Genomic DNA, 13,907 nt, shown 5'->3' on the forward strand with positions numbered 1-13,907 from the left:
TTTGATGGCACCATGAAAAAAATCAACGACCTTTTCTTCAAGCTGGCAGAGCTCACGCTGGTCATCATGTTGTCGGCCATGGTCATCATGGTGTTTGGCAACGTGGTGCTGCGCTACGGCTTCAACGACGGCATCATCAGCTCGGAAGAGTTGTCACGGTTTTTGTTCATCTGGATCACTTTTTTGGGCGCCATTGTCACCATGCGCGAAAACGGCCACTTGGGTCTGGACTCCATCGTGCGCAAGCTCAGCCTTCGCGGCAAAAAAATCGCCTTCGCTGTTTCCAATGTGCTGATGCTGGGCTGCTGCGCCCTCATGTTTTACGGCACCTTGAAGCAACACGGCATCAACGCCAGCACGCGCTCGGCCGTGACCGAAATCCCCATGAGCTGGGTGTACGGCGTGGGCTACATCACCAGCGTGGCCATGGGGCTGATGATTCTGGGCAAGCTGGTGCAGCTGGCCAAAGGCAACTTTGAGGAAACCGATTTGATCCAGGTGCAAGACTCCGAAGAGGTCGCGATCGCCCACACCCAAGGGGCCACCAAATGACCGTCATTGTGTTCATTGTGTCGCTGCTGGCTGCCATGGCGCTGGGCATGCCACTGGCGTTTTCGCTGCTGGTCTCGGGTGTGGCCTTGATGCTGCACCTGGACAACTTCGACACCCAGATCGTGTCGCAGAACCTGATCAACGGCGCTGACAACTTTCCGCTGATGGCCGTGCCCTTTTTCATGTTGGCCGGTGAGCTGATGAACGCGGGCGGCATGAGCCGACGCATCGTTAACTCGGCCATGGTGTGGGTCGGGCACTTTCGTGGCGGCCTGGGTTATGTGGCGGTGTTCGCGGCCATCGTCATGGCCAGCTTGTCGGGCTCGGCCGTGGCCGACACGGCAGCGCTGGCCGCCGTCTTGCTGCCCATGATGCGCAAAGCCGGTTACCGCATGGACCGCTCGGCGGGCCTGATTGCCGCGGGCGGCATCATCGCGCCAGTGATCCCCCCGTCGATTGGCTTCATTTTGTTTGGCGTGATCGGCGGCGTGTCGATTTCCAAGCTTTTCATGGCGGGCATTTTTCCGGGACTCATGATGGGTTTTGCCCTGATCGTGACCTGGTGGATCGTGGCCCGCAAGGACAAGGTGGAGGTGGCCGAAAAAGTGCCGTTCAAAGAACGCATCTCGGTGACCATCAACGCGTTTTGGTCTTACCTGCTGGCCATCACCATCATCGGCGGCATGAAGATGGGCGTCTTCACCCCCACCGAGGCGGCGGTGGTGGCGGTGGTGTATTCCTTGTTCGTGGGTCTGTTTATCTACCGCGAAATTAAGTTCAAGGATCTGTACGGCATCATTTTGGCGGCCGCCAAAACTTCTTCGGTCGTCATGTTTTTGGTAGCGGCCGCGCTGGTGTCGGCCTGGCTGATCACGGTGGCCAATATTCCGGCGCAGATTGTCGAAATTTTGCGGCCGTTTATTGACAACAAAACTCTGCTGATGGTCATGCTGATGCTGCTGGTGATGATTGTGGGCACGGCGCTGGACTTTGCGCCCACGGTGCTGATCCTCACGCCCGTGCTCATGCCTTTGGTGCGCGAAGCAGGCATTGATCCGGTCTACTTTGGCGTGCTGTTCATCATGAACAACGCCATCGGTCTGCTCACACCGCCGGTCGGTACGGTGCTGAACGTGGTCTGCGGCGTAGGCCGCATTCCGATGCATGACGTCATCCGTGGTGTCATGCCTTTCTTGATATCCCAGGTGGTGGTGATGGGTTCGCTCATTGCCTTTCCAAGCTTGGTGATGGTTCCTCTTAAATGGTTATTGATGCGATGAATGTTCTGGACTCTTTTCAACTCTCGGGCCGCCGCGCCCTGATCACAGGCTCTTCTGCAGGCATCGGCTTGGCACTGGCCGAAGCCCTGGCGCAAGCTGGCGCGCATGTCATCCTGAATGGCCGCACGGCCAGCAAGGTAGAGGCCGCTGCGCACACCTTGAAGGCACAAAATTTATCGGTCAGCACCTCGGTGTTTGACGTGACCGATGCCGACAGCGTACGTGCTGCTGTCGAGCAGATCGAGGCTGAAGGCCCGATTGACATCCTTATCAACAACGCAGGCATGCAGATTCGCGGTCCGTTGCACGAGTATGCCGACAGCGATTGGCACACCATCATGAAGACCAACCTGGACAGCGTGTACTTCGTGGGCCAGGCGGTGGCCAAAAAGATGATCCCGCGTGGGCGCGGCAAGATCATCAACATCTGCTCGGTGCAAAGTGAGCTGGGCCGCCCCGGCATTGCACCCTACACCGCCACCAAGGGCGCGGTGAAGATGCTGACCAAAGGCATGGCCATCGACTGGGGCCAGTTCGGCATCAACGTCAACGGCATTGGCCCCGGCTACTTCAAGACCGAGCTGAACCAAAAGCTGGTGGATGACCCGGCCTTCAGCAGCTGGCTGGTCGGACGCACACCCAGCCGCCGCTGGGGCGATGTGCAGGACCTGGGCGGCGCGGCCGTCTTTTTGGCCAGTGACGCTTCACGCTTTGTGAACGGCCATATTTTGTATGTGGACGGCGGCGTGACCGCCACCCTCTAACGATTGATCCGGCTCTGTGAAGTATTCAATGCTCAAAGATGTTGCAGGTCGGCGGTCCAAGACCCCGACATGGGCCTGCGGCGAAACCCATCATGTCGGACTCTGCGAGTGCCGACCTACGAGATGACTTGTTTCACACATTTCAAACTTCAGCGTGCCGGACCATACGATTCAACCTATTTTTTCAAAAGAGACCTCACCATGAAATCTGTTGTCTGCCATTCGGCCAAAGACCTGCGCATTGAAAACACCGAACTGCCCGCTTTGGGCGAACACCAACTGCGCGTGAATGTGGCCTATGGCGGCATTTGCGGCTCTGATTTGCATTACTACCAGCACGGCGGCTTTGGCACCGTGCGCATCAAGCAGCCCATTGCGCTGGGACACGAAGTATCTGGCGTGGTGGATGGATTGGGCAGCCAAGCCAGCGGCATCGCCAAAGGCCAGCGCATCGCCATCTCGCCTTCTCGCCCTTGCGGCCACTGCCGCTTTTGCCAGGCAGGCCAGCACAACCATTGCCTGAACATGCGTTTTTACGGCAGCGCCATGCCCTTCCCCCACATCCAGGGCGCATTCAGCGAGCAAATCATCATCGAGGGCTACCAGGCCCACCCGATTGCCGACCACCTGAGTCTGTCTGAAGCCGCTTTGGCCGAGCCTTTGTCAGTGGGCCTGCACGCCATCCAACGCGCAGGCAGTGTGCTGGGCAAACAGGTGCTGGTGACCGGTTGCGGCCCGATTGGCTCGCTGCTGATTGGCGCTTTGCGCCGGGCCGGTGCGGCCCGCATCGTGGCCGCCGACATCGCCGATTTGCCCCTGAAGTGCGCCAAGGAAATGGGCGCAGACGAGACCATCAACCTCAAGTCCGATGCAGCCGCCTTGGACAAATACAAAGTGGACAAGGGCCAGTTTGACGTGGTGTTCGAGGCCTCGGGCAGCGAAGCCGCTTTGCGCGTGGGACTGGACACCATCGTGCCGCGTGGCGTGCTGATCACCGTGGGCATGGGCGGCGACATCAGCCTGCCGATGACGCAGGTCGTGGCCAAAGAAGTGGACTTGCGCGGCACCTTCCGCTTCCACGCCGAATTTGCCACCGCCGTGCGCTTTTTGAACGAAGGCCTGGTCAATGGCAAACCAGTGATCACCGGCATCTTGCCCGTGGAGCGCGCCATCGAAGCCTTTGACCTGGCGGCCGACAAGAGCCAGTCTCTGAAGGTGCAAATCGCTTTCGCAGACGCTGCCTGAACATCCCACATCCTGAAACTCTGAAAGACATTCTGATGAAAAAAGTTGCCCTCGTCACCGGTGCCAGCTCCGGTATTGGCCAAGCCTGCGCCCTTGGCCTGCTCCAAGAAGGTTGGCAAGTGGTCTTGGTCGGTCGCCGCACCGAAGCCCTGCAGGACACCATCGCCAAGGCAGGCTCGAATGCCGCCAATGGCGTGGCGATGTCTGCCGACGTGTCCAGCGAAGAACAGGTCAAAGCCTTGTTCGACAAGGTCCGTGCACAGTTCGGTCGCCTCGATTTGTTGTTCAACAACGCGGGCATCTCGCTGCCCACCACCTTGCCCGGCGACATCACGGGTGATGACTGGCGCCGCATGGTGGACGTGAACCTGAACGGCGCGTTCTATTGCCTGTCACACGCCTTCAAGCTGATGCAAGAGCAAAGCCCGCAAGGCGGCCGCATCATCAACAACGGTTCGATCTCGGCCCATGTGCCACGTTATGGCTCGATTGCCTACACCGCCACCAAGCACGCCATCTCGGGCCTGACCCGCGCCGCATCGCTGGACGGCCGCGCCTTCAGCATCGCTGTGGGCCAGATCGACATCGGCAACGTGGCCTCGGACATGACCGAGCGCATGGCCAAGGGCGTGCCCCAGGCCGATGGCACCATCAAGGCCGAACCCCGCATGGACATGTCGGCCGTGGTCGACACATTCCTCACCATGTCGCGCCTGCCTTTGTCAGCCAATATTTTGTTCACCACCGTGATGGCCACCAACATGCCTTTTGTGGGTCGGGGATAAATCGAACCTATGCAGAAGATGGACATTGGCCTGGTGGGCCTGGGCGTCATGGGCGAAAACCTGGCGCTGAATTTGGCACGAAACGGTTTTGGCGTTTGTGGTTTTGATCTGGACTCGGCCAAGCGCAATAGCTTTGGCCAGCGCACACAGGGGCTCAAGGCGCAGGCGGCAGCTTCTTTGGTGGACCTCGTGGCCAGCTTGCAAACGCCGCGTTGTGTTTGGCTGATGGTGCCCGCTGGGGCTGCGGTCGATGCCGTGCTGGAGCAGCTCAGCCCATTGCTGAGCGCTGGCGATGTGGTGATGGACGGCGGCAACACGCTCTACACCGACACCCAACGCCGCATGCAGGCGCTGGAAGGCACGGGCATTCACTATGTGGGTGCGGGCGTGAGCGGCGGCGAAGAAGGCGCTTTGCACGGCCCGGCTTTGATGCCCGGTGGCGCAACTGAAGCTTGGCCGCGCCTGAAACCCATGCTGCAAGCCATTGCCGCCAAAACCGATGGCGGTGAAGCCTGCTGCGAATGGATAGGCCCAGGCGGCTCGGGCCACTTCGTGAAGATGGTGCACAACGGCATTGAATACGCCGACATGCAAACCATCTGCGAAGCCTATTGGTTGATGCACCACTTGCTGGGCATGAGCCCAGCCGAGATGAGCGTGGTGTTCCACGAATGGAACCAGGGCGAGCTGGCCAGCTACCTGATCGGCATCACTGCAGACATCCTGGCGCACACCGACCCCGAAACGGGCAGCGCCTTGGTGGACCTGATTTTGGACACAGCCGAACAAAAAGGCACGGGCAAATGGGCCAGCCAAATTGCCCTCGATTTGGGGGTCACAGCGCCCACCATTGCCAATGCGGTGTTTGCACGCACGGTGAGCGGCTTGCATGCCGAACGTGCCAAAGCTTCCAAGGTATTGCCAGGGCCCGCAGCCCGCGCCGCAGGCCCACGCGATGCGGTGCTGGGCCAGATCAAACACGCGTTGCTGGCCTCCAAAATTTGCGCCTACGCCCAAGGCTTCAGCCTGCTGAAGGCCGCTGACCGCGAACACCAATGGCAACTGCCCATGGGCACCGTGGCCTCGGTCTGGCGTGCGGGCTGCATCATCCGAGCCCATCTGCTGGAGGACATTCGTGCCAGCTACGAACGCTCACCAGACCTCGACAACCTGTTGATGGACAGCCACTTTGCCGGTGTCATGGGCCGCTGCCACCAGGACCTGCGCGAAGTGGTGGCCATGGGCGCCCTCCACGGCGTGGCCGTGCCCTCGTTCATGAGTTCACTGAGCTACTACGACGCCTACCGCTCGGCCCGTTTGCCCGCCAATTTGCTGCAGGCGCAGCGCGATTATTTTGGGGCGCACACCTACCAGCGTGTGGATCGGCCGGGTAAATTTCATACGCGTTGGAACGGCTGATCCCCATCGCCCCGGAGGCGGGGCATCTGCTATGGATACCTGCGTCGGACTCTTCGAGTGCCGACCTACGGGGAAATGCCTCTTGTAGGTCGGTGGTCGAAGACCCCGACGGATGTGCGCACAAGGGCAAGGCCTGAATGAGGCATGTGGTTGAGCTGCCAGCGTCGGACTCTTCGAGTGCCGACCTACGAGGGATTGCCTCTTGATAGGGGTAGAGAAGGCCAAGGCCTCCCCTCCCTCCGAACCGTGCGTGCGGTTTTCCCGCACACGGCTCTCCAGTCAGTGGTTTCCTCATCGGGATTGGCTCGCTTGCAATCGGGCCTGCGTCATGGTGAACAGCCCCAACTCAGCGAAGTACACATTTGGCCAGCGTTTGTGATCGGCATGGCACCTTCCCATCCCCGGACGCTTTTCCTGCTTGCGCAGCATTGCACGCAGTCTCCTGCGTATGAATCCGTCTATTTTTCGGAACGTGCTTTTGCACGCATGCTTGAAGTAGCCAAACCACCCCTTGAGCATAGGGCCAAGATCTTCAATGACAACGCGCAGACTCTCGCCTCTCGTGCGCTTGGTCTTTTCTCGCACCTTGTCTTTCAAGCTCTTGAGACTCTTGTCCCGCACCCAGCGTCTGCCCGCCTCAAATCGGTAGCCCAGGAACTCAAAGCCCTGTCCCCTTTGCGTGCAGTCCCCTACATGGGTCTTGTCCGGGTGCAAGCTCAGCCCGTTTTGCCCTACCCACTGCTTGACCTGCTCCAGTGCCTCGTGCGCTTGTTGCGCCGTCGTGCACAGAATCACGAAGTCGTCCGCGTAGCGCACCATTCGGTAGCCCTGCGCCTTCATCTTCACGTCCAGCGGATGCAGGTACAAATTGGCCAGCAACGGGCTGATGACCGCCCCTTGCGGGGTGCCCGCCGTCGGCGTCCATCTGCGCATCTCTTGCACGATGTCTTGCTGTAGCCAGCCTTTAAACAAAGCCAGCAGCCTTCCATCGCTGATGTGCGCTCCGATCCTGTCCATCAGTGCCTCATGCGGGATGCTGTCAAAGTACCCCTGCAGGTCTGCATCCACCACATGGGTGTAGCCTTCCTTCAAAAGTGCATCGACTTGCCGCAGCGCGTCTTTGCAGCCCCTGCCGGGTCGAAACCCGTAGCTCGTGCCCTCAAACTCGTTCTCAAAGATCGGCTCAATCACCCGCTTGACCGCCGTCTGGACTATCCTGTCCTTGACCGTCGGGATGCCCAGGGGCCGCGTTTTACCGCCAGCTTTGGGTATTTCTACCCGCCGCACCGCCTGGGGCCTGTACTCTCCTTGCTCCAGTTGTCTGGACAGCTCGCTCAGGTACCGCTGTTCATGCGCCGCAAATCCTTCAATGCTTTGCCGGTCTATGCCCCATGCCCCTTTGTTCGCTTTGACTTGTTGCCAAGCCGCTTGCAAGGTGCTTAGGCGCCAGACCTTGTCGATCAAACTGAACCACTTGTTTCCTTTGACGCCGTTGCCCAGCGCCGCCAACATACGATCCGTCCAGACTTCACGGTCCACCCACGCCCATTGGGCCGGGCCTGACTCGGCTTGTTTAACCCCAAGGGGCACTGCCGCCGTTTCACTTTCGCTCTCGTTCATCTCTGTCTTTCTCGTATCCACTTTCCTGCCACCCTTGGCTCATGCGGCTTTCCTACTCCGCACTTCTCAGGCTGCCGTCTGCTCGGTTTAGGCTCAAGGGGCGTACCCCGGTTATCGCAAACTCTCGCTTGCACACACCGTTTCCAGTGTGGTTTGGCCCTGTCTGCTCTGGCAGCCCATCGCTACTACGATGGCTCTGACTGCTGCAGCCCGTCACCTCAGGCCACAGCTCTCCCCGCTTATCTCACGCACACTTCCTGACGTTGCGCCTCCAACCACATGGGTGGCCCGCATGTCGTTTTATCCACCAAAACAACGCATGCGATGTGTTTCAGGCTTCGCCAAGAGACCTAGCCAGCTCGCCGCCACACCCTGCCGAATCGAGTTCGCTTTACTGCGCACCGCCAGTTCGCCTCCGGTTGCTCTCCACCCCGCCTCGCAGCGACGCAGTTACCTTCGGCTACGGGGCCTTGGCTTACCCCGACATGGACTCTCACCATGCTGTGTACGCGCCTTCACGGGCGCACTAGGTCGGTGGTCGAAGACCCCGACGGATGTGCGCACACCGGCAAGGCCTGAATGAGGCATGTGGTTGAGCTGCCAGCGTCGGACTCTTCGAGTGCCGACGTACGAGGGATGGCCTGTTGCAGGTCGGTGGTCGAAGACCCAGACGGATGTGCGCACAAGGGCAAGGCCTGAATGAGGCATGCGGTTAAGCACGCCAGCGTCGGACTCTTCGAGTGCCGACCTACGGGGAAATGCCTCTTGTAGGTCGGTGGTCGAAGACCCCGACGGATGTGCGCACAAGGGCAAGGCCTGAATGAGGCATGTGGTTGAGCATGCCAGCGTCGGACTCTTCGAGTGCCGACCTACAAGGGATGGCCTGTTGTAGGTCGGTGGTCGAAGACCCCGACGGATGTGCGCACACCAGCAAGGCCTGAATGAGTCATGTTGGTGAGCATGCCAGCGTCGGACTCTTCGAGTACCGACCTACAACACCTCTGATCATTCAATGGTTCACAGGGCCGCTCAACAAGGGCGGGGCTCCCACATTCGGCTAGCGACTCATCCGCACCACCGCATCGGCACGTTGGTGCAAATCAGGCAGCAACTCCAGCCCCAAGCCCGGCTTGTCGTTCAGGCTGATCATGCCGTTCTTCACCTGCGGCAATTCGGTCACCAACTCTTTGTACCAACCGCTGTAAAAAGCCCGCACGCTCTCTTGAATCAAGGCGTTGGGCGCGTGCAGCGACAAGTGGGTGGAGGCGGCCCACACCACCGGCCCGGTGCAGTCGTGCGGGGCCACGGGCAGCTGCCAGGCGTCGGCCATGGCGGCGATTTTGCGGGCCTCGGTCAGGCCCCCGCACCAACTCAAGTCCAGCATGGCCACGCCTGCCACGCCGGTTTGCAAATAGTCTTTGAAGCCCCACTTGTAGCTGAGCGTTTCGCTCGCGCAAATCAGCGCCTTGCAGTCCACCGCGTACTGCTTGAGCAAATCGAGGCTGTCCATGCGGATCGCGTCTTCGTGCCAGAAGGTGTCGAACTCTTGCAGGGCACGTGAAATCTTTTGTGCCATGGGCAAGCGCCACAGGCTGTGGAACTCCACCATGATGTCCATCTTGTCGCCCACCGCATTCCTGATTTTGCGAAACGGCTCGAGCGCGGTGTTCAGGTCTTGCGGGCTGATGTACTGGCCGTGCGATTTTTCTGCGGCCACATCAAAGGGCCAAATCTTCATGCCGGTAATGCCTTCACTCAGCAGCGACTCGGCCACCTCATCGGCGCGGTGCAAAAAACCCTGCAGGTCTTCGTAAGGCCCAGCGTTGTTGCCCAAACCCCAGTTGCTGCTGGTCTGGTTCACGTTGCTGCGGATGTACTGGTATCCGGCACAGGTGTTGTAAACGCGGATCTCGTCGCGGCTCTTGCCGCCCAAAGCGGTGTAGACCGGCATGCCTGCAGCTTTGCCAAAAATGTCCCACAGCGCGATGTCGACTGCCGAGTTGCCACGCGTTTCCACACCGGACCCACGCCAGCCCAAGTAGCCGGTGATGTCGCGCTGGCGCGACTCGATGGCCAGCGGGTCTTGCCCCACCAGTTTGGGCGCGACCCACTCGTGCAAATAAGCCTCGACCGCTTGCGCCCCCATGAAGGTTTCGCCCAGGCCCACCAGGCCTTCGTCGGTGTGCAGGCGCACCCAGATGATGTTGGGAAATTCACCCAAGCGGATGGTTTCAAGTTGCGTGATTTTCATGGCAGCGCCCATTTCGGTCGTTAAAAAAGCCCCACAGCGGTTGGCTGTGGAGCTTGTGGGTTCAGCATAAAGGCTGAGCGCGAGGGATCAACCGCCGCGAGACTTCTTCAACTCGTCTTGCACCACCTTGATGGCATCCGCTCCGATCGAGTCCTTGTGCTTGTCATACACAGAAGCGACTTTCGCACGGATACGGTTTTGCTCGGCAGCGCTCACCTCGTTGACCTGCATGCCCTTGGTCTTCAGGCTGGCCAGCGATTTCTCGTTCAAAGCGCGGTTGGCGGCGCGTTGCACTTTCTGGCCTTCCATGGCCGCTTCACGCAGCACGGCTTGTTCTTGCGGGTTGAGCTGGTCCCACAGCTTCTTGCTGTAGAGCACCAGGAAAGGCGTGTAGGCGTGACGTGTCACGCTCAGGAACTTTTGCACTTCATTGAACTTGGAGGTTTCAATGGTCACAAAGGGGTTTTCCTGACCGTCGATGGTCTTGGTTTCCAGGGCAGTGAACACCTCACCGAAGGCCATGGGCACGGCGTTGGTGCCCAAAGTCTTAAAGGTGTCCAGGAAGATGTTGTTCTGCATCACGCGAACTTTCACACCGTCAAAGTCTTCCAGCTTGGTGACCGGACGCTTGCTGTTGGTGAGGTTGCGGAAACCGTTTTCCCAATAGGCCAAGTTCACTAGGCCAGCGGCTTCGAGCTTGGCATTGAAGTACTTGCCAGCAGCGCCATCCAGCACGGCATCGGCTTCTTTTTCGTTGGCAAACAGGAAAGGCAGGTCAAAAACACCCAGTTCTTTGATGATGCCCACCAGCGGCGAGCTGGAGGTGCAGACCATTTCTTGGGTGCCTGCACGCAAAGCTTGGGTGGCTGGCAAGTCGCCACCGGCTGCACCGCCCCAGAAGGCGGTGATTTTCATCTTGCCGCCGGTTTTGGCGGCCAGCACTTCTTGCATTTTCTTGACGCCCACGCCCACCGGGTGGTCTTCGTTCACGCCGTTGGTGAACTTGATGTTGCGGTCGGCAAACTGCGCCATGGCGCTCGAAGCCACCAGGAATGTGCCCGCGATCAGGGCTACCAGATTTCTGCGTTTCAACATGACTGTCTCCTTTATAAAAAACACACTGGGTAAAAAAATCATCTCAACATCCACTTCATCGGCTCGATGACGATGGACGGGAAAGCAACCAACAAGGCCAGCACACCGAGCTGCGCCCACAAGAAAGGCAGAACGCCTTTGAATGCCGTGTCCATGTTGATCTTGGCCACGCCACACACCACGTTGAGCACCGTGCCCACAGGGGGGGTGATCAAACCAATCGCATTGTTCATGATGAACAGCACACCAAAGTAGACCGGGTCAATGCCCGCCTTGATGACCAAGGGCATCAGCACCGGCGTCAAGATTAAGACGGTAGGCGTGAAGTCGAGCGCCGTGCCCACCACCACAACCAAGAGCATCAGAACGACCATCAGCAAGGTCTTGTTGCCCATGAGCGGCTCCATCATGCGGGCCACTTCGGCCGGGATGTTGGCCACGGTGATGAGCCAGGCGCTGACCATGGCGGCAGCCACCAAGAACATGATCACCGCCGTGGTCTTGCCAGCCGTCAAAATCAGGCCATAGAGCTTGGACCACGGCAACTCGCGGTACACAAAGGCACCCACCACAAAGCTGTAAACGGCGGCCACCACCGCTGCCTCGGTCGGGGTGAACACGCCGAACTTCATGCCGCCGATGATGAACACCGGCAAGCCCAGCGCCAAAATGCCTTCTCGCGTGGCTTTCAGTTTGTCAGACAGATTCATGCGCGGTCCCGGCTGCACGTTTTCGCGCTTGGCCACCCACCACCACGTCAAGCCAATCGCCACGCCCATCAACAAACCTGGCACGATGCCCGCCAAAAACAGCTTGGTGATGGACACGTTGGCCGCCACGCCAAAGATGATGAAACCAATGGAAGGCGGAATCACCGGCGCGATGATGCCGCCCGAGGCGATCAATCCCGCCGAGCGACCCACGTTGTAACCGGCCCGCTTCATCATCGGAATCAGCAAGGCCGCCAGCGCCGCCGTGTCGGCCACCGCAGAGCCCGACAGCGAGGCCATGATCACCGCCGCCATCACAGCCACATAACCCAGACCACCCCTGAAATGACCGACCCAGGCCATGGCCAGGTTCACGATGCGACGGCTCAAACCGCCCGCGTTCATGAACTCACCCGCCAACAAGAAAAACGGCACCGCCAGCAAAGGGAAGTTGTCTGCGCCATCGACAAAGCGCTGCGCCAGGATCTGGCTGTCAAAGGCATTGATCATGCCGTTGCTGGCCATGTAGGCCATCAGGCTCAGGCCACAGACCAGCAAGGCATAGGCAATGGGCATGCCCAAGGCCATGGCCCCCAGCAAGCTGAATACAAAAACGGCGATGGTCATGCGCGGCCTCGCACTTCTGAATTCATGGACACGTGGGATGCAGCTTTGGGCTTCAGCTCATCCAACACCACGGTGTCTTCTGACTCGACCACCATCACCAAGTCTTCCTCTTTCAGGCGACCGGTCAGCAGCAAGCGCAATTGGTTGAGGTTCATCGCTGCCATGACGCTGGCGGTCACGTAGCCGATGCCGTAAATCCAGATCATGGAAATGCCCACCACCACCGAAATGTTGGTGACTTGCAGATCGTGCATTTTCCAAGTGCCCCAAAAGAACAGCACATTGCAGCCGAGCATCATCACTTCGCTCAAGAAAAAGCACAGCTTTTTGCCCCCGAGCGACAAGCGGCGCACCAAGGTGTCCACACCCAAGTGGCCCTTTTCGCGCATGGCCACCATGGCCCCAAGGTAGGTCAGCCAAATGAAGCAGTAGCGCGACATCTCGTCCGAGATGGAAATGCCTGAGTTGAAGCCGTAGCGCAGCACCACATTGCCAAACACCATGATGACCATGGCCACCAGACAAGCCACCACCAGAAACTCCAGCAGTTTGAAAAAGAGATCAATGATTTTTTGCAAGTGCAGCCCCTGATTTTGGAATGTTCATTTTGGAGATGGCTTTGGAAATCGTTTTGGGTTTGGTTTGGGTTTTGATCGGTGTGGCCATGCCCGAGACCATCGGCAGTTTTTTGCGAGATGACAGCACCAGCTCAATGTCGTCCTTGGCCCCTTCGATCAGGACCATGATGGCGCGTTCGGCTTTGGCCGGTTCGCGGGCGATCACAGCATTGAGCACGGCACGGTGCAGGGGCAGTGAGTTTTTGGGGCCGTCCTTGATGCGGGCGGAAATTTCAAAACTGGTGCGCAGCAAAGCATTGAGGGCCTTGCTCATTTGCACCAGCATTCGGTTGTGAGAAGCTTGCAACAGCCCTTGGTGAAAACGCATGTCGTGCGTGACGTAATCGCCGCCCTCTTCCACCGCTTTTTTCATGCCCGCATAAGCGGCTTCGATCTGAGCAATGTCTTGTGTTGTGGCCCGTTCGGCCGCCAAACGCACGGCGGCAGGCTCCACCACGCGACGCAGCTCTTGCAAGTCTTTCAAAAATTCGGGCGTCAGGCCGCACTGAGCTTGCCAGGCCACCACATCGGGGTCAAACCAGTTCCAGTCGGCATCGGGCAGCACACGCGTGCCCACCTTGGGGCCCGTGAACAGCAAACCTTTGGCCACCAAGGACTTGATGACCTCGCGCACCACCGTGCGACTCACACCGAATTCTTCGCACAGAAGCGGCTCAGGTGGCAAGCTGGCCCCCACCGCGTAGCGGCCCGACAAGATGGCGTGGCCCAGCAAGTCGAGGGTGTGTCTGTGAAAGTTTTTACTCATGGTGATGGCGATTGCATGTTTATCATATGATGATTGTCAAGGCCCTTGCGACTCTGGAAAACCCTAGGACAGTCATCTTGGTGTCAATCGATTTTCTGCATGTCGCTGGCTTTACAAGATCCGCTTGTTTTTTAATCGTCATACGATAGTATTTTGAAATTCTTGGCTATTTGACC

12 protein-coding genes are annotated in these 13,907 nt (G+C 58.9%); 6 read left to right on the forward strand and 6 right to left on the reverse strand.

Translation table 11 applies throughout. The annotated features are described in order from the left end of the window. Positions 1-12 precede the first annotated feature (12 nt). The 6 genes from H663_RS04145 (at position 13) to gndA (ending at position 6,045) form a co-directional block, all read left to right on the forward strand. On the forward strand, positions 13-552 hold the full coding sequence (locus H663_RS04145; RefSeq protein WP_053169798.1) for a TRAP transporter small permease: 540 nt from the start codon (positions 13-15) through the stop codon (positions 550-552). After that, on the forward strand, positions 549-1,832 hold the full coding sequence (locus tag H663_RS05015; RefSeq protein WP_053169800.1) for a TRAP transporter large permease: 1,284 nt from the start codon (positions 549-551) through the stop codon (positions 1,830-1,832). Before H663_RS04145 ends, H663_RS05015 begins: the two co-directional genes overlap by 4 nt. Continuing rightward, a complete protein-coding gene (locus H663_RS05025; protein WP_053169802.1) occupies positions 1,814-2,596 on the forward strand; it encodes a glucose 1-dehydrogenase in 783 nt (260 codons plus the stop codon). Before H663_RS05015 ends, H663_RS05025 begins: the two co-directional genes overlap by 19 nt. A gap of 201 nt (positions 2,597-2,797) precedes the next feature. After that, positions 2,798-3,841 carry an L-idonate 5-dehydrogenase gene (locus H663_RS05290; protein WP_053169804.1) on the forward strand — a complete coding sequence of 348 codons (1,044 nt, stop codon included), beginning with the start codon at positions 2,798-2,800 and terminating at the stop codon, positions 3,839-3,841. Positions 3,842-3,876: 35 nt separating this feature from the next. Continuing rightward, positions 3,877-4,626, forward strand: a complete 750-nt coding sequence (locus H663_RS05460; protein ID WP_053169805.1) for an SDR family oxidoreductase — start codon at positions 3,877-3,879, stop codon at positions 4,624-4,626. Positions 4,627-4,635: 9 nt separating this feature from the next. Beyond that, positions 4,636-6,045 carry an NADP-dependent phosphogluconate dehydrogenase gene (gene gndA, locus H663_RS05465; RefSeq protein ID WP_053169807.1) on the forward strand — a complete coding sequence of 470 codons (1,410 nt, stop codon included), beginning with the start codon at positions 4,636-4,638 and terminating at the stop codon, positions 6,043-6,045. Between the two features lie 291 nt (positions 6,046-6,336). Here gndA and ltrA read toward each other — a convergent pair whose 3' ends face one another. From ltrA to H663_RS07215, 6 genes are all read right to left on the reverse strand, one after another. Further along, the gene (gene ltrA, locus H663_RS05470; protein WP_205872654.1) at positions 6,337-7,665 is read right to left on the reverse strand and encodes a group II intron reverse transcriptase/maturase; all 1,329 of its coding nucleotides are present in this window, start codon (positions 7,663-7,665) and stop codon (positions 6,337-6,339) included. Positions 7,666-8,722: 1,057 nt separating this feature from the next. Beyond that, positions 8,723-9,916 carry a mandelate racemase/muconate lactonizing enzyme family protein gene (locus tag H663_RS06350; protein ID WP_053171445.1) on the reverse strand — a complete coding sequence of 398 codons (1,194 nt, stop codon included), beginning with the start codon at positions 9,914-9,916 and terminating at the stop codon, positions 8,723-8,725. Between the two features lie 87 nt (positions 9,917-10,003). Beyond that, positions 10,004-11,011, reverse strand: coding sequence for a TRAP transporter substrate-binding protein (locus H663_RS06590; RefSeq protein WP_053169809.1), 1,008 nt, complete (start codon positions 11,009-11,011; stop codon positions 10,004-10,006). Between the two features lie 38 nt (positions 11,012-11,049). Continuing rightward, the gene (locus H663_RS07155; protein WP_053169811.1) at positions 11,050-12,348 is read right to left on the reverse strand and encodes a TRAP transporter large permease subunit; all 1,299 of its coding nucleotides are present in this window, start codon (positions 12,346-12,348) and stop codon (positions 11,050-11,052) included. After that, positions 12,345-12,926: a TRAP transporter small permease gene (locus H663_RS07200; protein ID WP_053169814.1), complete on the reverse strand. Its 582-nt coding sequence runs from the start codon at positions 12,924-12,926 to the stop codon at positions 12,345-12,347. The genes H663_RS07155 and H663_RS07200 overlap by 4 nt, the downstream gene beginning before the upstream one ends. Beyond that, entirely contained in the window at positions 12,910-13,731 is an 822-nt protein-coding gene (locus H663_RS07215) for a FadR/GntR family transcriptional regulator (RefSeq protein WP_053169816.1), read from the reverse strand. The genes H663_RS07200 and H663_RS07215 overlap by 17 nt, the downstream gene beginning before the upstream one ends. Between the last annotated feature and the right edge of the window lie 176 nt (positions 13,732-13,907).

The sequence above is a fragment of the Limnohabitans planktonicus II-D5 genome (assembly GCF_001270065.2).
Taxonomy (GTDB): domain Bacteria; phylum Pseudomonadota; class Gammaproteobacteria; order Burkholderiales; family Burkholderiaceae_C; genus Limnohabitans_A; species Limnohabitans_A planktonicus.

Excerpts from the sequence above, each read along its gene's own strand:
- H663_RS04145 (WP_053169798.1), top strand. The coding sequence starts at position 13 with ATGAAAAAAATCAACGACCTTTTCTTCAAGCTGGCAGAGCTCACGCTG.
- H663_RS05015 (WP_053169800.1), top strand. The coding sequence starts at position 549 with ATGACCGTCATTGTGTTCATTGTGTCGCTGCTGGCTGCCATGGCGCTG.
- H663_RS05025 (WP_053169802.1), top strand. The coding sequence starts at position 1,814 with ATGGTTATTGATGCGATGAATGTTCTGGACTCTTTTCAACTCTCGGGC.
- H663_RS05290 (WP_053169804.1), top strand. The coding sequence starts at position 2,798 with ATGAAATCTGTTGTCTGCCATTCGGCCAAAGACCTGCGCATTGAAAAC.
- H663_RS05460 (WP_053169805.1), top strand. The coding sequence starts at position 3,877 with ATGAAAAAAGTTGCCCTCGTCACCGGTGCCAGCTCCGGTATTGGCCAA.
- gndA (WP_053169807.1), top strand. The coding sequence starts at position 4,636 with ATGCAGAAGATGGACATTGGCCTGGTGGGCCTGGGCGTCATGGGCGAA.
- ltrA (WP_205872654.1), bottom strand. The coding sequence starts at position 7,665 with ATGAACGAGAGCGAAAGTGAAACGGCGGCAGTGCCCCTTGGGGTTAAA.
- H663_RS06350 (WP_053171445.1), bottom strand. The coding sequence starts at position 9,916 with ATGAAAATCACGCAACTTGAAACCATCCGCTTGGGTGAATTTCCCAAC.
- H663_RS06590 (WP_053169809.1), bottom strand. The coding sequence starts at position 11,011 with ATGTTGAAACGCAGAAATCTGGTAGCCCTGATCGCGGGCACATTCCTG.
- H663_RS07155 (WP_053169811.1), bottom strand. The coding sequence starts at position 12,348 with ATGACCATCGCCGTTTTTGTATTCAGCTTGCTGGGGGCCATGGCCTTG.
- H663_RS07215 (WP_053169816.1), bottom strand. The coding sequence starts at position 13,731 with ATGAGTAAAAACTTTCACAGACACACCCTCGACTTGCTGGGCCACGCC.